Consider the following 20092-nt stretch of genomic DNA (forward strand, 5'->3'; position numbering starts at 1 on the left):
TATCAGTTTACATACTTTTTTGTTTAATTTCATTTTCAATGTTTTCTCAAAGTTCTGCCTATGATAAGGTATTCTTCGAGAACGGTCTAATGAACAAGAGCTGGTATAATTCTGATGTTGAGTATAGCAATCCTTCGTTTGTATTAAATCTGGAGGGCAAACTTCCGGTTAATAATAAAGAAGCCTTTACGCCAGGAAACAGTCTTTCTTTGATATATGACTCAAATCCTGATGGTGACTGGAATGTTGTATTGAATTACCCAAAATGGCGAGGTAAAGATCAATTCAATAAGGCAGATCACTTTAGTATGTGGTTTTATGTAAAGTCTGATACAGAACTAAAGCAATTACCAGAAATAGCGATTATTTCTGGTGACAATATTTCAAAATCATTAAAAATTTCAGAACAGCTTAAAAATTTTGAAAAAAACTCCTGGAAACAATTAATAGTTCCTCTTGAAAAATTTGGATTGGATTCAACTGAAATTTCAGGAATTACAGGAGTTCAATTTTCACAGTCGGAGTCTGGTTCAGGTACCCATGAAATTTTGCTGGATCAGGTTGAATTATTAGATCTTAAAGCAGAATATTCTTCAGTTTCAAAGGTAGAAATAGAATCCGCAAAAGGATTTGAAAGACATGTAGAGATTAACTGGAATGATATTGATACTAAAAAAGTCAAGCTTATAAAGATCTACAGATCTCAAAATAATTCTGACTTTGAGCCTGTTGGTGTCCAGAACACGCAATATTTCTCTAAGTACACTGATTACACCGGATCTCCAGATCAAACATATTCCTATAAGATAAGTGCCATTGGATATGATTATTCAGAATCTGAATTGTCTCAACCTGTTAAGGTTTCCACCAAAAGCATGAATGATGATGAACTTATTACTATGATTCAGGAGGCTTCACTTAATTATTATTGGGATGGAGCTGAAGAAAATAGCGGTTTAGCACTTGAAAATATACCTGGCAGAAAGGATATGGTGGCATCGGGAGCCTCTGGTTTTGGATTGATGGCACTTGTAGTTGGCGCTGAAAGAAATTTTATTAGCAGGAATGAATTTGTTGGCAGGATGGAAAAGATCATCGACTTCCTGGAGAATGCAGATCGTTTTCATGGTGCCTATTCTCATTTTATCGATGGTCCATCAGGAAAAACGGTTGCATTTTTCGGAAATAAGGATAATGGAGCAGATCTGGTAGAAACCTCGTTCTTAATGCAGGGCTTGTTAACTGTGAAACAATATCTATCGCAGGATGTACCACAGGAGAACGAATTGAGAAAAAGAATCACGAAGATCTGGGAAGACGTAGAATGGAATTGGTTTGTTCAGGATAATAGCAGTGAATATTTAACCTGGCACTGGTCCCCAGATCAGCAATGGGTGATAGATCATCAGCTCATAGGTTGGAATGAAACCATGATCACCTATTTTCTAGCCATTGCGTCTAAAACTCATGGAGTTGATGCGAAGATGTATTACAGCGGTTGGGCAAGCCAACAGGAAAAAGCAAAAAATTACCGTTCCAATTGGGGTGAGACTTCAAAAGGTTCAGAATACAAGAATGAAACGAATTATTTCGGAATTCCGCTAGAAGTTGGAGTAGGCGTCGGCGGACCTTTATTCTTTGTTCATTATTCTTACCTGGGTCTGGATCCTCATAAAATGGAGGATCAATATGTAAACTATTTTGAAAATAATAAGAAAATAGTGGAAATCAACTACAGGTATAGCATGGAAAATCCTGGAAGTTATGAAGGTTATGCTGAAAATAGCTGGGGATTAACAGCCAGTGATGGTCCTTTAGGATATAAAGCCAGAGAGGCTAAACCATCTCAGGATGATGGTACCATTGCACCAACTGGTGCGATCGCTTCCTTTCCATATACTCCTGAAAAGTCCATGAAAGCATTGAAACATTTTTATAGAGAAAATGGAAGTTTTTTATGGGGAGAATATGGATTTAGAGATGCATTTAATCTTTCCGAAGATTGGGTAGCTCCAATTTTTATGGGTCTCAATCAGGCACCAATGACTGTGATGATCGAAAATCATCGAACTGGACTTTTATGGAATTTGTTCATGCAAAATGAAGAGGTAAAAGAAGCTCTGCAAAATATTCAAAAACAGAAAATCAATAAATAGAACTATAGATAACTATCAAAAATGTTTAGAAATTATCTAGCAATATCATTATTAACCGGTTTAATTTTTACTTCCTGTAAGAATACTGAAAACCGAAAGGAAGAACTGGCAATGAACGCTGAAACTACTCAGCAGCAATTGTCCGACGAAGCATTGATGGACACGGTTCAAGAACAAACCCTGAAATATTTCTGGGATTACGCTGAACCTAACAGTGGGATGGCTCGCGAACGATTTCATCCCGATGGGAACTATCCTAAAGATGACGCGCATGTAGTTACTACCGGTGGTTCAGGATTCGGACTTATGGGAATTGTAGTTGGAATGGAAAGAGGCTTTATTCCTCGTGACTCTGCAGTTGCCAGGTTGAATAAAATTGCAGATTTTTTGGATGCTGCCCCAAGGTTTCATGGAGCCTGGTCGCACTGGTTAAATGGTGAAACCGGAGATGTTCAGGCTTTCGGAGAAAAGGATAATGGAGGAGATATCGTCGAAACCTCTTTTTTGGCACAGGGATTTATCGTGGTAAGAGAGTATCTTAAAAACGGATCTGAGAAAGAGAAAGAAGTTGCCAATAAATATGATGAGTTATGGCAGGGAATCGAATGGAACTGGTACACTAATAATAAAGATGGAGTTTACTGGCACTGGTCTCCTGTTTACGAGTGGGAAATGGATTTTATGATCGAAGGTTATAATGAGTGCCTTATAACTTATGTAATGGCTGCCTCTTCTCCAGATCATGCAATAGATGCGAAAGCTTATCATGATGGTTGGGCGAGAAGTGGAAAGATCACTACCGATGTTGAGGCTTATGGGTTACCACTTATCTTAAAGCATAATACCAGAGGAGATATGGGAGGTCCATTATTCTGGGCGCACTATTCATACCTGGGTTTAAATCCAAAAGGACTTTCAGATAAATATGCCAATTATTGGGGTCTGAATGTAAATCACAGTTTAATAGATTATAAATACTGCCAGGAAAACCCAAAAGGCTTTGAAACCTATAACCAGGCTTCATGGGGCCTAACAGCAAGTTATACCCGAAACGAAGATGGTAGTATTGGCTATACAGCTCATTCTCCAGATAATGATCGTGGAGTGGTTTCGCCAACTGCAGCCATAAGTTCTATTCCATATACTCCGGAAGAATCTCTGGCGGCAATGCGATATTTTTATTCAGATTTGAATGGGCTTGTTTGGGGACCGGCTGGTTTTTATGATGCTTTTAGTCTTGAAGGAGAAGAATGGGCTGCGCAAAGATATCTAGCGATAGACCAGGGGCCAATGGTTGTAATGATCGAAAATTACAGATCTGGACTTATCTGGGATCTTTTTATGGGTGCACCCGAAGTACAAATTGGATTAAAAAATTTAGGATTTGAATATGAAAAATAACATAGGCTTTTCAGTAATGGCTTTTCTATTGATGCTTATGCCTTCAATAGATGCTATTTCTCAAACAAAAGAAGATTTTAAAAGAGAACAATTCATATCGGATGCTGATACTTTGAATTACAGAATTCTTTTTCCAGAAAATTTTTCAGAAGAAGAAAAATATCCGGTTGTCTTGGTCCTTCATGGTGCAGGAGAACGAGGAGATAATAATGAATCTCAATTGGTACACGGGAGTGATATTTTTCTGAATGAAACGAACCGGGAAGATTTTCCTGCTATTGTAATTTTTCCGCAGGCTCCAAAAGAGGATTATTGGGCTAAAGTCGAAGTGAAAAGGGATACAATGCCATTTCAATTTGACTTTATGAATAAAGAAGAACCTACGAAGTCATTGAGTCTCGTCATGAAGTTAATGGATTCTATTACCTCTAAAGATTTTGTAAATACTAACAAAGTATATGTAGGAGGACTTTCTATGGGAGGAATGGGAACTTACGAGATTCTATATAAAAAACCGGATATGTTCGCTGCGGCATTTGCTATTTGCGGTGGAGCAAATATTGAAATTGCTGAAGACTATCAGGAAGGTTTAAATATCTGGATTTTCCATGGAGAAAAGGATGATATCGTACCGCCTAGATTTTCTAAGTCTATGGCGAGAGCAATTAATCATCATGGTGGGAATGCAAAACTATCATTGTATCCTGATGATAATCACAATAGCTGGGATTCTGCATTTTCAGAACCTTATTTACTGGAATGGCTATTCAAACAATCAAAAAAATAAATACGCATGAAATTGAGGAAAAAACTAAGTGTCTTATTGCTGTTATTAGGAGGAGCTGTAGTAACTCAAGCTCAGGAAAAAATTCCTGAAGTTGAAGAACTACTATCCAAAATGACGCTTGAAGAAAAAATTGGCCAATTAAATTTGCTTACTCCCGGCGGAGGGGTCGCTACAGGATCTGTAGTAAGTGAAGATGTTGAAGCCAAAATAAAAGCAGGTAACGTAGGTGGTGTATTTGGTGTTTCCAGTCCGGAAAAAGTAAGACAGGCGCAGGAAATTGCCGTAAAGAACTCCAGGTTGGGAATCCCGCTTTTAATAGGATCTGATATTATTCATGGTTATAAAACTACCTATCCAATTCCGTTAGGACTTTCTTCCAGCTGGGATATGGAATTGATCAAAAGCGGAGCACAGATGGCTGCTAAAGAAGCAACAGCAGATGGTATCAACTGGAATTTTTCTCCTATGGTAGATATTGCACGTGATCCTCGTTGGGGAAGAATTGCCGAGGGTGCAGGAGAGGATCCATATTTAGGATCTCAGATAGCCAAGGCAATGGTTGAAGGTTACCAGGGTGAAGATCTTACCCTACCATACACGATGATGGCTACAGTAAAGCATATGGCTCTTTATGGAGCTCCGGAAGCTGGTAGAGATTATAATTCAGTAGACATGAGCAGGCTTAAAATGTTCAACGAATATTTGCCTCCTTACCAGGCTGCGGTAGACGCTGGCGTGGGAAGTGTTATGACTTCATTCAATGATATAGATGGAGTTCCTGCTTCAGGTAATAAATGGTTGCTTACCGATCTTCTTCGTAAAAGATGGGGCTTTGGCGGATTTGTAGTTTCAGATTATACCTCAGTCAATGAAATGATAGCTCATGGTATGGGTGACATTCAAGATGTTTCAGCCATGGCAATTAATGCTGGACTGGATATGGATATGGTTGGCGAAGGCTTTTTAACTACCCTTAAAAAATCTGTTGAAGAAGGCACTGTTTCCGAAGAACAGATCACTAAGGCTGCTAGGAGAATCCTGGAAGCAAAGCATAAAATTGGTCTTTTGAATGATCCATATTTGTATTCTGACGAAAGTAGGCCGGCCAGAGATATTCTTACTGATGAGAACAGAAGTTTAGCGCGAAAAGCTGCTACGAGATCTTTTGTATTGCTGAAGAAGCATAACAATACTTTACCACTTTCTAAAAATGCTAATATCGCTTTAGTTGGTCCATTGGCGAATAGTAAAAATAATATGCTTGGAACCTGGGCTCCAACCGGGAATCCTCAACTTTCAGTACCAATTTTGGACGGATTGAAAAATGTAGCACCAGATGCAACGATTCAATATGCGAAAGGTGCGAATATTGCTGATGATAGTACGTTTGCGAAGAAAGTAAATGTTTTTGGTGAACGTATTCAAATTTCGGAGGAGTCTTCAGAAACTCTAATGAAGGAAGCTATGAATTTGGCTAAGGAAGCTGATGTGATCGTAGCCGTAGTTGGTGAAGCAACTGAAATGAGTGGTGAAGCAGCAAGCCGTACAGATATTAGGATTCCGGAAAGCCAAAAGAAACTTATCAGAGAATTGGCCAAAACAGGGAAGCCTGTAGTGCTGGTATTAATGAGTGGTAGACCTTTAGATATTTCGGAAGAAATGGATCTTCCAGTAAGTATTCTTCAGATATGGCATCCTGGTGTGGAGGCAGGAAATGCAGTTGCCGATGTGCTTTTCGGAGAATATAATCCTTCTGGAAAACTAACTAACAGCTGGCCAAGAAGTGTTGGACAAATCCCAATTCACTATAGAATGAAGACCACAGGAAGACCTGGTCCTGAATCTGGAGATTTTCAGAAGTTTAAATCAAATTACCTGGACTCGCCAAATTCTGCATTATTACCATTCGGTTTTGGGTTAAGTTACACCACTTTTGAATACAGTAATATAAAAGCGAGTTCTTCAGAATTAAGTTCAAATGGTTCCATTGAGGTAAGTGCGACTATAACGAATACAGGAGATTATGATGGTGAAGAGGTTGTACAGCTATATATCCATGATAAGGTGAGGAATGTGACTCCTCCGGGTAAAGAATTAAAAGGATTTCAGAAAATAATGCTAAAGAAAGGGGAGTCTAAAACGGTAACTTTTACCATAACCCCTGAAGAACTAAAGTTTTATAACTCACAGTTGGATCATGTGTTTGAGCCGGGTGAATTCGAATATTTTGTTCGAGGAACATCAGATTCAGAATTTGACGGCTCTTTTACTCTCAAAAACTAATTTCTCATAGTTTTAGTTTGTTTGGCCCCGGAGTTTGGTTTTTACTCCGGGGCTTTTTTATAACTTTTCAATACGGATTCCTGACAGTATTGGTTCACCTGAAATACTTCGGAAATTAATTTCCAAACCTGTAGCAGTAAACACAGTGTAATTTAATTCCACAGCAGTGAGAATACCATAATCTGCAGCAAGATTCAAATTGCTTTCAACCAGTTTGCCATTAATAAGAATGTCAAAAATTCTTGATCCTTCTGTATTTTCTAGGGTTTCTGAGCCTAAATTATAAATACTTTGTTTGGAGGCTTTTCTATTAGGTTCGGTCATTAGGAGCGATATTCGGTACTTTCCTTTCGGAACATCAAAAGTGTATTTGTTTATTCCTTCTCTCATGGTTTGATACAAAGGTTCCTTCGTCGTAAGCTTTATGTTAGAGGCAGAACCCTGGAACTTATTTTCAGATTGCTGGTAAACCTTCCCTCCAGTAAAACCGAAATTATTTTTAAAATATTCCTGGTCGCTGATCCAGATCTCGCCAGTTTCTTCGTCTATGAAATCGGAATGACTTCCAATATTCACTTGAATAGGTTTTGCGGATAAGCGTTCAATCAAATTATCACGGAAATTGATCTGAAGTTTTCGCTGGTGTTCTTTACCATTAGAAATAGCTTTTATCAAATGAGTTCCTTCAGAAAGCGGAATGCTAAAACTGGCAATATGATCGATAGCTTTAGTAGTAAGTTTTTCATTATCATCGATGATTACATCTACTTCCGGACTGCTGGAGAAAACTTTTATATTAACCGAATCTCCTTCTTCGATAAACCTATGCTCAAAATTTCCACCAGCGATGAAAACTGAATTTTCCTTCGCAAGTCTCGCTTTATAGTAATAATAAATATCTTTTGGCTCCCTGTCAAAATTCACCAATCCTTTCTGATTGATGTACGGCCTACTATCCTGTCTTCCGGAAGATCCAAAATCTGCAAAATTCCAGGCAGCCATACCAATCATATAATCTCTTTCTATAACTTGATTTAAATAACTCACATGGCTTTTTAATTGGTAGGCTTCGCTATAATCCCATGGTTTTGGAGTATTCGTCTGAATCCTTGAATCGCTTCCGGGCCCATATTCTGAAATCAGAATAGGTCTATCAGGATATTTCTTATGTTGTTCATCCAGGAACTTTCCAAGATTCTCAAGCCCCTGAGTATACCATCCAAAATAAAGATTCCAGCCAATTACATCAGGAATATCTGCTATACCAGTAGTGTTATAAAGATTATTATCGTGAAGCGCCATCACACTAAGCCTGGAGCTATCTAATTTTTTGGTTTCAGCCTCCAGTTTTCTTGCTAGCTCTATGCTGGTTTTAATTTTTGCTGCCTTATCTGCTTCAGGCATGTTTCCTGTAAAAACGAGGCGAATGAAGATCTCGTTCATATATCCCCAGAATACGATGGAAGGATGATTTTGCAATTGCAGGATCTGTTCACGAAGCATGTTTACAGAGTTTTGATGATAAGCTTCTGAGTCAGTCACGTCATTGATTACCGGAATTTCTGTCCATACAAGAAGTCCCAGTTTATCACAAATTTTATAAACTTCGGAATCTTGCGGGTAATGGGCTGTTCTAATAAAATTACTTCCCATATCCTTGATCATTTGGTAATCTTTTCGGTGTAGGGAATTCGGAACTGCATTTCCCATATTGTCAAAATCCTGATGGCGATTCGCACCGATGAGTTTGATAGGTTTTCCGTTTAGTATAAAACCTTTTTCAGGATTTGCTTCGAACCAGCGACAGCCGAATTTTGAAATATACGAATCTTGAATCTCTCCGGAATTTCTATCGATGAGTTCAGCCTTGAGCTGATATAAATTGGGTGTATCTGGTGACCAGAGTTGAGGATTTGTGATTTCAGTCCTTATAGAAAACTTTTCTGAAGTTTCACTTTGAGTATTTTTAAACACGATATTTCCTAAAGGATCGGTAATCTCTAGTTGAAGGTAAAGTTCTTTAGAAGGGTTTACGATCTCGCCTTGAAAAGAAACCGTGGCGATTTTTTGCGATACTTCTGGAGTTTTGATCAGAAGATTTCCAGCTTCAGGACCTGTAAGTTTAAAATGACTTTTTCCGGTAACAACTAACTCGATATCCCTGTAAATACCACCGTAAAAATTAAAGTCAGCTTCGAGTGGCGGGATATCATTATTATGTGAATTATCAACTTCTATTCTCAGGATGTTTTTATCTTCAAATTCTAAAAGATTGGAAATCTCAATGACGAAAGAGGTATAACCGCCAATATGTTCACCGGCAAACTGGTCGTTCACATAAACTTTTGTTTCCTGGTTCGCACCTTCAAACTTTATAAAAACCGACCTGTCTTTCCAATTTTCGGGAATAGAGATCTCTTTTTGGTAAATTCCTTTTCCCCTGAAATACTCGGTATCATCCTTAAATGCATCCTTTGCATTCCAGGTATGCGGGATATTTACAGTTTTTGATTTATTCTGACCTTCCAGACTGAATTCCCATCCTGAATTGATGGTTTTAATTAATCTCTGGCTACTTGCTACAGGATGAAATAGGAAGAAAAGTAGGATGGTACTAAATAGCTTTTTCATTATTTATAGATTCTCGATTGAATTTTCTGATCTTTAAAAACAACATTTTTCAGAAATTGGAAAACTTCCGGTAGATCATTAAATGGCATTCCCGAAATTTCATGTTTTGCACCTTTGAATGTATAAAATAGAAAAGATTCGTCCAGCTTTTCCAGTTTGTCAGCTATTGTTTTTGAACCATCCAGCATCAAATATCCCGGCTTGTTATTTTCGCAATAATGATGTGGAGCAGATGCGTAAGGAACCAGGTTGTCATCGGTTCCATGAAAGAAAATTCCAGGTATCGATTCCTTTTCGTTTAAATATCGGGCATCTATAATGGCGCCTGCGAGCGAAATCACTGCTGAAAATTTAATTCCAGCGTATTTCTCCTGATCTTCGAACATGAGATCTGGATTATACACCGCATTCAGTACTGCTTCGGCACCGGCACTACTTCCTCCAACTATGATATTTTCAGGATTAATATTGAGTCTTTCGGAATTATCTCTCATGAATACTATGGCGTCCATAAAATCTTCAGCAGCTAATTGAAAGGTCTCGATTTTTCCTGAAGCTTCATAATCACAACTAAATCCTGTCTCAGTTCCTTTTCTAACCAAACGGTAAGAAATAAGCCCTACCGCATAACCTTTTGCTGCAGCTATTCTGGCAAATTTAACTTCCTGCGGATTCTGCGGACTTCCACCAGAGAAACCTCCACCATGCATAAAAACGATTAATGGTCTTGATTTTTCAGAATTATCTGGCTGATACAGATCAATTATTAATTCCTGATCATCTTTTTCAGCATAGATCTCTCTGCTTACTTCTGAAACTTCGTAAAGGCTGTCTATATATTTTTCCTGTGCCTCAACATTTTGAAGCGCTAATAAAAACATACAAAAAATCATAATTCGGTTCATCTTGTGTATTCTTTTTGAAGCCTGAATATACTTAATTTTGAAGGGATAAATAAGTGGCGAATTCAACTATAAAATTTTATCTTCGCACCTATAATTTTTGCATTATGAGTTTACAGGAAAAAGTAATGGCTGAAATGAAAGCCGCAATGAGAGCGAAAGATAGCGCTAAATTAGAGGCTCTTAGAGCTGTGAAAGGAGCTATTTTATTAGCTAATACCGAAACTTCTTCTAAGGATGGTCTAACTGAAGAGGAAGAGAATAAACTTTTGCAAAAGCTGGTAAAGCAGCGTAAAGACAGTGCTCAGATCTATAAAGAGCAGGGGAGAGAAGACCTTGCAGAGCCAGAACTTCAACAAGCTGAGGTTATAGAGCAGTTCCTGCCAGAACAGATGAGTGAAGAGGAAATTGAAGCTGAAGTAGAAAAAATCATTGCTGAAACGGGTGCTTCAGGAATGCAGGATATGGGGAAAGTAATGGGAATGGCCACCGGCAAATTAGCTGGTAAAGCTGATGGTAAGACAATTTCTACCATCGTAAGAAAAAAATTAAGTTAGAAAATATTTAAAGGCCCCGTGGCGCAACTGAATAGCGCATCAGATTTCGGCTCTGAGGGTTGCAGGTTTGAATCCTGCCGGGGTCACTAAAAAATAAAAATCCGTAAAACAGATAGTTTTACGGATTTTTTAATTTTAAAATGTCAGACCAGATAAGTAAACCGACCCTACTCAATCCACCCATCCTTCGTGGTCTGACAATTCTAAATAAGCCTTAAATCTTTTACAATTCCAATTAAATGCGCTGTAGTATTCGCCTGAAATTCTTCTTTTAACTCTTTCAGTCGCTTTTCGATGGAACTTTTACTACTTGGCTTAATATTGTTAGTTTTATAATGTTCCTGTATTTGATCCTGCGTCATTCCTTTCGCCAGGCAATCCAGTAGACTGATCTCAAAGTCGTTTAAAGTGAATGTATTAGACTTATTCAACTTTTCTTCAATACCGGGCGAATTATATTTTCTATTGCGATGTATGGCTTCTATAGCCTTTTTAAGAGAAGACATTCCATTCCTGTCTTTACAAACATATGCATTGATGTTGCCAGATTCCCATAATTTGTTGACCGTGAGCGGAGAATCTTCAATTGAATTAACCAGTACTTTTAAATTTGGATCTTCCTCTTTAAGAATCCTGATGAGCTCCTGTCCGGAAGTTATACTTTCTTCACGATGGTCTTTTTTAAAGGAAAGATCACAAATGAGAAGGTCGTAAGGAGTATTTTCGTTCAAGGCTTTTTTCGCAAGGATATAGGCGTTGTCACAATATTGCACATGGTCTGAATTTTCGATCTTCAGATCTTTTAATACACTGGTTACTGCATGATTTACAGTATCCATGTCTTCTGCAATAAGTACCTTTTTGAACATGAACTTAAGCTGGTAAATTAATCTCTACGGTCAAACCTTTTTCAACCTGGGTTTCAAAATTAATATTTCCCTGTATAGAATAAATACGGTTTTCCACATTTTGGATTCCGTTGCTTCGATATTTCACTTCAGGATTAAATCCTTTTCCATTATCTGAATAATCTATATTGAGCTTTTTACCTTTTTTTTGAAATTGAAGACTTACAAAATTGGCATCGCTATGTTTGCTCATATTTATAAATAATTCCTGTAATACTCTATAGATCACGATCTTCTTTTCGGTAGAGATCTCATTCCAGTCTATTTCTTCCAGGCCTTTTAAAAATAACCTTGTGTTAGCAGGCGTATTTTCTGAAAGCATCGAGAATAAAGCTTCATTAAAATTTTCGTCTGTTTCTATACTTTTATTTTTTCGAGAAATATCGCGGGTGCGATTATAGATATTTTCCAGTTTATCCATTTCTGAAGCTGAAATTTCAGATTCCAGTTTACCCATGAGGTTGTATATATCATTCGCCAACTCATCATGAATGGTTTTTGATAAACGGGTTTCCGTTTGATAGATTTCAGCTAGTTTTTCCTTTTTATGTTTTTGTTTTTGATGATAAAAATAGAAGCATGAAATTCCAATTACAAGTAGTCCCAATAGTGAGATGATCGCAAATTGATTCTTCAAATGTTTTGCCTCTAAGTCTTGTTTTTTATTTTTTGCTACAAGCTGATTTATTTCGTTTTGTTTCTTTTCCTCATCATATTTGATCTTGGCAAAGGTATTTTGAATTTCAAGTTTAGCCTGATCGATACTATCTCTATAACCTATATATTTTACAGAATAATCTTTAGATGTTTGAGGAGGACTATAGTTGATCAGGGTTTCATAAGCCTCTTTTTGTGCCCGTTCACTATTGTATTTATCATAATTCAAGATCTTTACAGCAGTTTCCAACGCCTTATTAATATCGTTTTCTTCATAGTAGGCCAATAGGTGCTCGTAACTTCTTATCACTCCGCGAAAATCTTCCATTTTCTCTCTTTCCTCGAGATTGGATAATAGTCCTTCTTCGATGTGCAGGTCCTTATTGAATTTCCATTTGTTGAATAATAGAAGATCTTTAGTGTATATTTTTAAAATAGGGTCGCTGGCTTCCTCCGCCAGTTGTTCGGTAATTTCAAATGCCTTCTTTTCTTTACCAAGTTCGAATAAGGTAAAGGCAATATTATTTTGAATAACGGGAATGCAAGTAGTGTCTATTCCGGCGAACCTCAAAGAATTTTCAAATTCCTTTATGGCATCTTTATAGAATTTATTAAAAATATAGGCTCTTCCAATTAGATCGTAAGCCGCGCTTATATAGATTGAATCTTTTTCTTCATCAAGATATTGTAAAGATTTGGTGGCAGTCTCCTGGGAACTGCGAAAATCTTCCATAGCGCCTTCAGCTGAAGCCATATATATTAAGCTTAAACCTAATAACCGGTCATCATCGGACTGTGATGCCAGGGATTTAGCTCTAAAGGCACTTTTAAACCAATCTATATCCTTGTTAAAATTTCTGTATGTTTCACTTTTGGCCAGATAAGCTTTTACCTGGAAATCTATATCTTCCTTGCTAATTGAATAATCAAGTAATGAGTCTGAATATGCTATGGCAGGCTGATAACTCTTAAGCTTGTTAAAAGTATAAACCAGCTTTTCATAGAAATATGGAATTAGAGAGTCGCCATTTTTCTTTGAAATCTTCAGCCCTTTTTTGTAGGACAATAATTGCTCATCCAGGTCTCTGCTAGTAGAACCTTCTTCATAAAAGCGCCTGGCGTCGTCAACTTTAATATTCTTATTCACGCCTGATTCATATTCGCATGAAACAATAAGAATAATTGCGAACAGAAATATAACCCTGGCCCATAAAAATTTCATGACACGAATGTATGGAATTACCTGCGTTTTCAAAGCTTTATAAATATCAAAAATTTTTAGGATGCGAAATAATTAACGCGCGAAATTTACTTCAATTCTGGATTTATTTTACAAAAATTTGATTGTAATTCAGGATTATGAAAATTTAAAATAACGCTTTAATAATTTGGTTTTCTTTAAGCCTTAGCGTTAAATCTAGTATAAATAGTTTTTGTAAGAATACTTAACTAATAAATTAGCCTTCACAAATAAAAAGAAACACCTATGGCAGCTTATTTCAATTCTAATCAATTAAGATCTTCACTGCAGGAATTAGTGAAGCAATTCGTATCAGAATGTGAAGAATGTAATGAATTATCCCGCGATTGTATGGAACTTTTAAGGCACAATTTCGCAGCTGAATTTGTTATGTATGATAAAGCTAACGGAAATATAGAAATCGGTATTGATAAATCTGATGACTTTGCAGGATATCCAGAAATAGAAATTTACACTTTCAGCCTGAGTGAAATTGGTAAAAAAGTAGATCACTCTTTCAAGAATAATTCTGAAGATCTAGAATTTTACGGTAAGCTAATAGGAAAAAATAAAGGGATTGGATCGAACTCAGTTGTTCTGATGTAAGTATAAAAGCCCCTCGGTTATTAAGCAATTTTGAGAAATCAGAATTGCTTTTTTTATTTTACTTTTTCGCTTTTTGGTGATCCAATGTGTTCCATGATCATTTTAGCATGGACACGAGAATTTTCTATGAACCATTTATGCGTTTCAACGCCTCCGCAAATAACTCCCGCTAGATAACAACCCGGAATATTAGTTTCCATAGTATCTTCATCGTAAAATGGGATTTTTCTACCATCATCTGAAAGTTTGATCCCAATATCCTGAAGAAAACCAAAATTTGGTCTGTAGCCCGTTAGTAGAAGAACAAAGTCATTTGCGATGCTTTGTTCACCTTCCGGTGTTTCTATAGTTACTTCGTTTTCTTTGATCTCTTTAATTGAAGAATTAAAATAAGCATTTATACTCCCTTCCTCAATTCTATTTATAATATCAGGTCTCACCCAATATTTAACTCGCTCACCAATTTCGGGCTTTCTAACTACCATCGTTACATCACCACCTTTTCGATAAATCTCTAGCGCTGCGTCTACCGCTGAGTTACTGGCTCCAACTACAATGGTTTTTTGCGTGGCGTAGTAATGCGGATCATTATAATAATGAGAAACCTTTGGTAATTCTTCACCGGGAACACCTAAATGATTCGGAATATCGTAGAAACCTGTGGCTACGATCACATTTTCGGCTTTATACTCATTTTTTGAGGTGACTACGGTATGAATATCATTTTCAGATTTTACATCTATTACCTTTTCAAACAAATTAATGTTCACTTCATTATTTGTAGCAATTCTTCTGTAATACTCCAAGGCTTCTCTTTTACCAGGCTTCGGATTATTACTGATAAATGGGATATTGTCCAGCTCCAGTTTTTCTGAAGTTGAAAAGAAAGTCATATTGGTAGGGTAGTGGTATAGTGAATTCACCAGACATCCTTTTTCTAGAATGATATAGCTAAGACCTTTCTTTTTAGCTTCCAGAGCACAGGCGATCCCTATTGGACCACCACCGATAATTACGACTTGGAATTTATTACGAATTTGCAACTTCTTTTAGATTTTTAATTGTTTTGGGCTGATCATCAGATTTGAAAACAAAACTTCCTGCCACCAGCACGTCAGCTCCTGCCTTCGCAAGTTCAGCTGCGTTCTTATCTGTTACTCCGCCATCGATTTCGATAAGAGTTTCAGCATTATTCATTGTGATCAATTCCTTTAGTCGCTGAACTTTATTGTATGTGTTTTCAATAAAACTTTGCCCGCCAAAACCAGGATTTACACTCATTACACAAACTAGGTCGATATCCTTGATGCAATCTTTCAATAGGTCTACATTAGTATGCGGGTTAATAGCAACTCCTGCTTTCATTCCTTCAGCTTTTATTGCCTGTAGGGTTCTATGAAGATGAGTGCATGCCTCGTAATGTACAGTTAATATATTCGCTCCTAATTGAGCAAATTCTTTAATATATCTATCAGGATCTACGATCATCAAATGAACATCGATCGTTTTTTTTGCGTGCTTAGAAATTGCTTTCAAAACAGGCATTCCAAAAGAAATATTTGGAACAAAAACGCCATCCATGATATCAATGTGAAACCAATCGGCATCACTATTGTTGATCATTTCCACATCTCGTTGTAGATTTCCAAAATCTGAAGCTAATACAGAAGGGGCAATTAGTTTGTTACTCATTATAATTGTGTTGTGTTTGAGAACACAAAAATACTAAGAAAAAGGAGCTTCTCTAATTCTTATTGGATAAATGCCCTTAAAATCTGGGATGTTGCTTGTTTTGCCGGTTTGTCTAGAACCTCCAGGTAGTGCTGGTAATATTTAAAATCTGATCTGCCGTAACGAGCGTCTTCTGAAATAAAGTCAGATTTATAACCATCATAGGCTTCATTTTGAATGGTTTTTTCAAAAAGCTTTATCAAATTGAAATGCCTGGAATCCTTATTTATATCGCTATACAGGCTTTTAATAATTTCTTTTTCTCCTTCTATCACCTGGAAAAAGTTACCTTCAGAATATAATAATAAGCCGGTGATATCTTTCTGGTTATTCCTGATCTCCGATTCCTTCAGAACATCATTTATTTCAGTTTCAGATAGATCCCTTGCAGCTGAGCTAACATAGCTAATTGCGTAGCGCATATTGTAATTAAATTTAAGAAATGTAGGGTCTTTCTATCGGGAAGAAAAATACAGAGAATACTGCATACTTCCAATAATTAAAGAAAAAACCCCGGTCATCACTCCGGGGTCATTCATCAATCAAAAAACGAACAGTTATTTTCATGTCGGTTCATCACGCCGCCACTAAACTGTTGTTGCTTTAAATATTTTAGCCAAGATACGTTTTTAAAATTTTACTTCTAGACGTATGCTTTAATCTTCTTATGGCTTTTTCTTTAATTTGACGTACTCTTTCTCTTGTTAGATCAAAAGTCTCGCCAATTTCTTCTAATGTCATAGGATGTTGATCTCCCAATCCAAAATAAAGTCTGATCACATCAGCTTCACGCGGAGTAAGAGTTTCTAAAGCGCGTTCTATCTCAGTTCTAAGAGATTCGTGCAATAGCTCCTTATCAGGGTTTGGAGACTCACCAGAGCGTAATACGTCATATAGGTTAGAATCTTCTCCTTCTACTAAAGGAGCATCCATAGATACATGACGTCCAGAATTCTTCATAGATTCCTTAACGTCGTTAATCGTCATGTCAAGCTCTTTCGCGATCTCTTCAGCACTTGGCGGACGCTCATGTGACTGCTCTAGGAAAGCAAAAGTCTTATTGATTTTGTTAATTGAACCAATTTTGTTCAACGGTAAACGAACAATACGTGATTGCTCAGCTAATGCCTGAAGGATAGATTGACGAATCCACCATACAGCATACGATATAAACTTAAAACCACGTGTTTCATCGAAACGTTTAGCAGCTTTAATAAGCCCTAAATTTCCTTCATTAATAAGGTCGGGAAGGGTTAATCCCTGATTTTGATATTGTTTTGCTACAGAAACCACAAAACGAAGGTTCGCTTTTGTTAATTTCTCTAAGGCACGGTTATCTCCCGCTTTAATTCTTTGTGCCAATTCTACCTCTTCATCAGCGGTGATCAGGTCTACTTTTCCAATTTCTTGCAAATACTTGTCTAACGAAGCGGTTTCACGATTGGTTACCTGCTTCGTAATCTTCAGTTGTCTCATCTATCTTCTACTTGGATTTTAATTGTGCATAGCTCTTGTACATGTTTATACGTAAGAAGTACTCTTAATGTTACAAAATATTTAATTTTTTTTATTTGGACGTTTCACTTCGTGCCGGACTTTACGCTTCAAGTCCTCGCTCCTTCCTGTCGCTGTGGGCTTTACTCTGCAATCCCTAACGCAAAAATTAAGAAAAAATAAATTAAATTATTTAACAAAGCAGACAGGTAGTCGTAAGGAGTTTTCAATAATTTCAACCTGTTTTTAAAAAATAGAAATAAAAAAAAGCCCATGTTTCCATGGGCTTTTTACGATATTTAGTAAAGGATTAGTCTCTATCCTCTCTTGGTTTTCTATCATCACGACGATTATCGCGGTTACGGTTATCTCTACCACCACGATTGTCTCGTGAACCACGGTTATCACGTTTATCATCTCTAGGAGCTCTTTCCTTATAACCTTCTGGTTTTGGAAGAAGGGCTTTTCTAGAAACTTTATCTTTTCTCGTCTTAGGATCCAGTCCGAAGTACTTAACATCAAGAACATCTCCCATTTTTACAACGTCATTTACGTCGTTGGTACGTTCCCATGCAAGTTCAGAAATGTGAAGTAATACTTCGTTTCCTGGAGCATCAACATACTCTACAACTGCACCAAAATCAAGGATCTTGATCACTTTCACTTCGTATACACTTCCTTTTTCAGGCTTGAACGTAATAGAGTCGATCTTAGCAAGAACTTTATCGATACCTTCCTGCTGAGTTCCAAGAATTTCAACAATACCTTCTTCAGTTACCGGATCTTCATTGATCACGATCTCAGTTTTGGTCTCTTTTTGAAGTTCCTGTATCACTTTTCCTCCAGGTCCGATCAATGCACCAATAAATTCGTTAGGAATTCTTCTGGTAATGATCTTAGGAGAATGTGCTTTTACATTCTGGTTTGGAGTAGGAATTGTTTCAGTAAGTTTTTCAAGAATATGAAGTCTTCCTGCTCTGGCTTGTTTCAATGCATTCACTAGGATCTCGTAAGAAAGTCCCTTGATCTTGATATCCATCTGGCAAGCTGTAATACCATCTTCAGTACCTGTTACTTTAAAGTCCATATCACCAAGGTGATCTTCGTCTCCAAGAATATCAGAAAGTACAGCGTAGTTCTCACCATCAGAAATTAATCCCATGGCGATACCAGAAACTGGCTTCTTCAATTGAACACCAGCGTCCATTAACGACATTGTTCCTGCACATACGGTTGCCATAGAAGAAGAACCGTTAGATTCTAAAACTTCAGATACCACACGTACAGTATAAGGGCAATCTGCTGGGATCATTCCTTTAAGCGCACGTTGTGCAAGGTTTCCGTGACCAATCTCACGTCTTGAAGTCCCTCTAATTGGGTAAGCTTCTCCAGTTGAGAAAGGAGGGAAGTTATAATGTAAATAGAAAGTTTCTTCTCCCTGTTGTGTTGGAAGGTCCACCTGGTTAGCTTCTCTTGAAGTTCCTAGAGTAACCGTAGCAAGCGCCTGAGTTTCTCCACGAGTAAAGATCGCAGAACCGTGTGTGGATGGAAGGTAATCTACTTCACACCAGATAGGACGAATTTCGTCCGTCTTTCTACCATCAAGTCTAATTCCTTCTTTAAGAGTTAGGTCACGAACAGCATTTTTATGTGCTGCTGCAAAATAACCAGAGATCATTTTACCTTTCTCCTCTAACTCCTCTTCAGAGAACATAGCTTTAACTTCATCTTTCAGATCAGAAAAAGCCTGGCTTCTTTCTTTTTTGCTAGTTCCGCTTTTCGCGATATCATAAGCTTTTTGGTAAGTAGCTTCGTGAATTTTCTTTTCAATAGCTTCGTCTGTATCTGCTACTTCATACTCACGAGTTTCTTTTTTACCGAATGCTTCAGCAAGTCTTGTCTGAGCTTCACACTGAACTTTAATAGCTTCGTGTGCGAATTTAATAGCTTCAGCCATTTCTTCTTCTGAACATTCGTCCATTTGTCCTTCAACCATCATTACAGAATCTGCAGAAGCACCAACCATGATATCCATGTCTGCTTCAACTAGTTTCTCTCTGCTTGGGTTAAGAACAAATTCGCCGTTAATTCTCGCAACTCTCGCTTCTGAAATTGGTGTTTCAAAAGGAATGTCAGATAATTGAATAGCGGCAGATGCGGCAAGTCCGGCTAATGCGTCTGGCATAACTTCATCGTCATGAGACATTAACTGGATCATTACCTGAGTTTCAAATTTGTAGTCTTTTGGGAATAGTGGACGCAAAACACGGTCTACTAAACGCATTACTAAAATTTCTTCGCTACTTGGTCTCGCTTCTCTTTTGAAGTAACCCCCAGGGAAAAGACCTGCAGCAGCAAATTTTTCACGGTAATCTAATGTTAATGGAAAGAAATCCATTGTAGTAGGAGTGTATGAAGACACTACCGTACAAAGTAACATTGCATTACCCATTTGAACAACAACCGACCCGTGAGCCTGTTTTGCCAATTTACCGGTCTCGAGGGAAATGGTTCTACCATCTCCTAAATCGATAACCTCCTTAAATGTTTTTGGAATCATAATAATTTCGAATTCTTGATCTGAATAACTTCAACCAGATCATTTAGTTAAACAAAGGTCTCCGCCATCCGGACGGCCGGGTTGTGTTGTGTGTAGTTGTTTGTGGACCAATGAAAAACTACCCCTCTGGGCGACAATTTTTGAATGCCTAATCAGGCCAAACTAATATATAAAAAAAG

General features: G+C 37.4%; 15 protein-coding genes and 1 tRNA gene. 7 read left to right on the plus strand and 9 right to left on the minus strand.

Annotated features, from left to right (window positions below; all coding sequences use genetic code 11):
* Positions 1–38: 38 nt before the first annotated feature.
* Genes RE431_RS02730 through bglX form a run of 4 tightly spaced genes read left to right on the plus strand, consistent with a single transcriptional unit; the run spans position 39 to position 6627 of the window.
* On the plus strand, positions 39–2156 hold the full coding sequence (locus tag RE431_RS02730; RefSeq protein ID WP_309560422.1) for a glucoamylase family protein: 2118 nt from the start codon (positions 39–41) through the stop codon (positions 2154–2156).
* Between the two features lie 21 nt (positions 2157–2177).
* Positions 2178–3557, plus strand: coding sequence for a glucoamylase family protein (locus tag RE431_RS02735; protein ID WP_309560423.1), 1380 nt, complete (start codon positions 2178–2180; stop codon positions 3555–3557).
* Positions 3547–4344 (plus strand): carboxylesterase family protein, encoded by a 798-nt coding sequence (locus tag RE431_RS02740; RefSeq protein WP_309560424.1) that lies wholly within the window; start codon positions 3547–3549, stop codon positions 4342–4344. The genes RE431_RS02735 and RE431_RS02740 overlap by 11 nt, the downstream gene beginning before the upstream one ends.
* A 6-nt stretch (positions 4345–4350) precedes the next feature.
* Entirely contained in the window at positions 4351–6627 is a 2277-nt protein-coding gene (bglX, locus tag RE431_RS02745; protein ID WP_309560425.1) for a beta-glucosidase BglX, read from the plus strand.
* A 57-nt stretch (positions 6628–6684) separates the two neighbouring features.
* Here bglX and RE431_RS02750 read toward each other — a convergent pair whose 3' ends face one another.
* Both RE431_RS02750 and RE431_RS02755 read right to left on the minus strand, forming a co-directional pair.
* Positions 6685–9258, minus strand: a complete 2574-nt coding sequence (locus RE431_RS02750) for a glycoside hydrolase family 2 TIM barrel-domain containing protein (protein WP_309560426.1) — start codon at positions 9256–9258, stop codon at positions 6685–6687.
* Entirely contained in the window at positions 9258–10139 is an 882-nt protein-coding gene (locus RE431_RS02755; RefSeq protein ID WP_309560427.1) for an alpha/beta hydrolase, read from the minus strand. The genes RE431_RS02750 and RE431_RS02755 overlap by 1 nt, the downstream gene beginning before the upstream one ends.
* Before the next feature lie 128 nt (positions 10140–10267).
* Between RE431_RS02755 and RE431_RS02760 the strand changes: the two genes are divergently transcribed.
* A complete protein-coding gene (locus tag RE431_RS02760) occupies positions 10268–10717 on the plus strand; it encodes a GatB/YqeY domain-containing protein (protein WP_309560428.1) in 450 nt (149 codons plus the stop codon).
* Between the two features lie 12 nt (positions 10718–10729).
* Positions 10730–10803 (plus strand) — tRNA-Arg (locus RE431_RS02765).
* A gap of 117 nt (positions 10804–10920) precedes the next feature.
* Here the strand turns inward: RE431_RS02765 and RE431_RS02770 are convergent.
* Positions 10921–11586, minus strand: coding sequence for a response regulator (locus RE431_RS02770; RefSeq protein ID WP_309560429.1), 666 nt, complete (start codon positions 11584–11586; stop codon positions 10921–10923).
* A 4-nt stretch (positions 11587–11590) separates the two neighbouring features.
* Positions 11591–13537, minus strand: coding sequence for a sensor histidine kinase (locus RE431_RS02775; RefSeq protein ID WP_309560430.1), 1947 nt, complete (start codon positions 13535–13537; stop codon positions 11591–11593).
* Between the two features lie 231 nt (positions 13538–13768).
* Between RE431_RS02775 and RE431_RS02780 the strand changes: the two genes are divergently transcribed.
* Positions 13769–14128 carry a hypothetical protein gene (locus RE431_RS02780; RefSeq protein ID WP_309560431.1) on the plus strand — a complete coding sequence of 120 codons (360 nt, stop codon included), beginning with the start codon at positions 13769–13771 and terminating at the stop codon, positions 14126–14128.
* A gap of 53 nt (positions 14129–14181) precedes the next feature.
* On the opposite strand, the gene RE431_RS02785 is transcribed toward RE431_RS02780, so the two are convergent.
* The 5 genes from RE431_RS02785 to RE431_RS02805 form a co-directional block, all read right to left on the minus strand.
* Positions 14182–15171, minus strand: coding sequence for a YpdA family putative bacillithiol disulfide reductase (locus RE431_RS02785; protein ID WP_309560432.1), 990 nt, complete (start codon positions 15169–15171; stop codon positions 14182–14184).
* Positions 15158–15820, minus strand: coding sequence for a ribulose-phosphate 3-epimerase (gene rpe / locus RE431_RS02790; RefSeq protein ID WP_309560433.1), 663 nt, complete (start codon positions 15818–15820; stop codon positions 15158–15160). The genes RE431_RS02785 and rpe overlap by 14 nt, the downstream gene beginning before the upstream one ends.
* 59 nt (positions 15821–15879) lie before the next feature.
* The gene (locus RE431_RS02795) at positions 15880–16281 is read right to left on the minus strand and encodes a BLUF domain-containing protein (RefSeq protein WP_309560434.1); all 402 of its coding nucleotides are present in this window, start codon (positions 16279–16281) and stop codon (positions 15880–15882) included.
* 190 nt (positions 16282–16471) lie between these two features.
* On the minus strand, positions 16472–17335 hold the full coding sequence (locus RE431_RS02800; RefSeq protein WP_072552879.1) for a sigma-70 family RNA polymerase sigma factor: 864 nt from the start codon (positions 17333–17335) through the stop codon (positions 16472–16474).
* A 328-nt stretch (positions 17336–17663) separates the two neighbouring features.
* Positions 17664–19913, minus strand: a complete 2250-nt coding sequence (locus RE431_RS02805) for a polyribonucleotide nucleotidyltransferase (protein ID WP_309560435.1) — start codon at positions 19911–19913, stop codon at positions 17664–17666.
* Between the last annotated feature and the right edge of the window lie 179 nt (positions 19914–20092).

The sequence above is a fragment of the Christiangramia sediminicola genome (assembly GCF_031344135.1).
Lineage (GTDB): Bacteria > Bacteroidota > Bacteroidia > Flavobacteriales > Flavobacteriaceae > Christiangramia > Christiangramia sediminicola.

Coding starts and splice junctions, on each gene's coding strand:
- RE431_RS02730 (WP_309560422.1), top strand. CDS start 39: ATGTTTTCTCAAAGTTCTGCCTATGATAAGGTATTCTTCGAGAACGGT.
- RE431_RS02735 (WP_309560423.1), top strand. CDS start 2,178: ATGTTTAGAAATTATCTAGCAATATCATTATTAACCGGTTTAATTTTT.
- RE431_RS02740 (WP_309560424.1), top strand. CDS start 3,547: ATGAAAAATAACATAGGCTTTTCAGTAATGGCTTTTCTATTGATGCTT.
- bglX (WP_309560425.1), top strand. CDS start 4,351: ATGAAATTGAGGAAAAAACTAAGTGTCTTATTGCTGTTATTAGGAGGA.
- RE431_RS02750 (WP_309560426.1), bottom strand. CDS start 9,258: ATGAAAAAGCTATTTAGTACCATCCTACTTTTCTTCCTATTTCATCCT.
- RE431_RS02755 (WP_309560427.1), bottom strand. CDS start 10,139: ATGTTTTTATTAGCGCTTCAAAATGTTGAGGCACAGGAAAAATATATA.
- RE431_RS02760 (WP_309560428.1), top strand. CDS start 10,268: ATGAGTTTACAGGAAAAAGTAATGGCTGAAATGAAAGCCGCAATGAGA.
- RE431_RS02770 (WP_309560429.1), bottom strand. CDS start 11,586: ATGTTCAAAAAGGTACTTATTGCAGAAGACATGGATACTGTAAATCAT.
- RE431_RS02780 (WP_309560431.1), top strand. CDS start 13,769: ATGGCAGCTTATTTCAATTCTAATCAATTAAGATCTTCACTGCAGGAA.
- rpe (WP_309560433.1), bottom strand. CDS start 15,820: ATGAGTAACAAACTAATTGCCCCTTCTGTATTAGCTTCAGATTTTGGA.
- RE431_RS02795 (WP_309560434.1), bottom strand. CDS start 16,281: ATGCGCTACGCAATTAGCTATGTTAGCTCAGCTGCAAGGGATCTATCT.
- RE431_RS02800 (WP_072552879.1), bottom strand. CDS start 17,335: ATGAGACAACTGAAGATTACGAAGCAGGTAACCAATCGTGAAACCGCT.
- RE431_RS02805 (WP_309560435.1), bottom strand. CDS start 19,913: ATGATTCCAAAAACATTTAAGGAGGTTATCGATTTAGGAGATGGTAGA.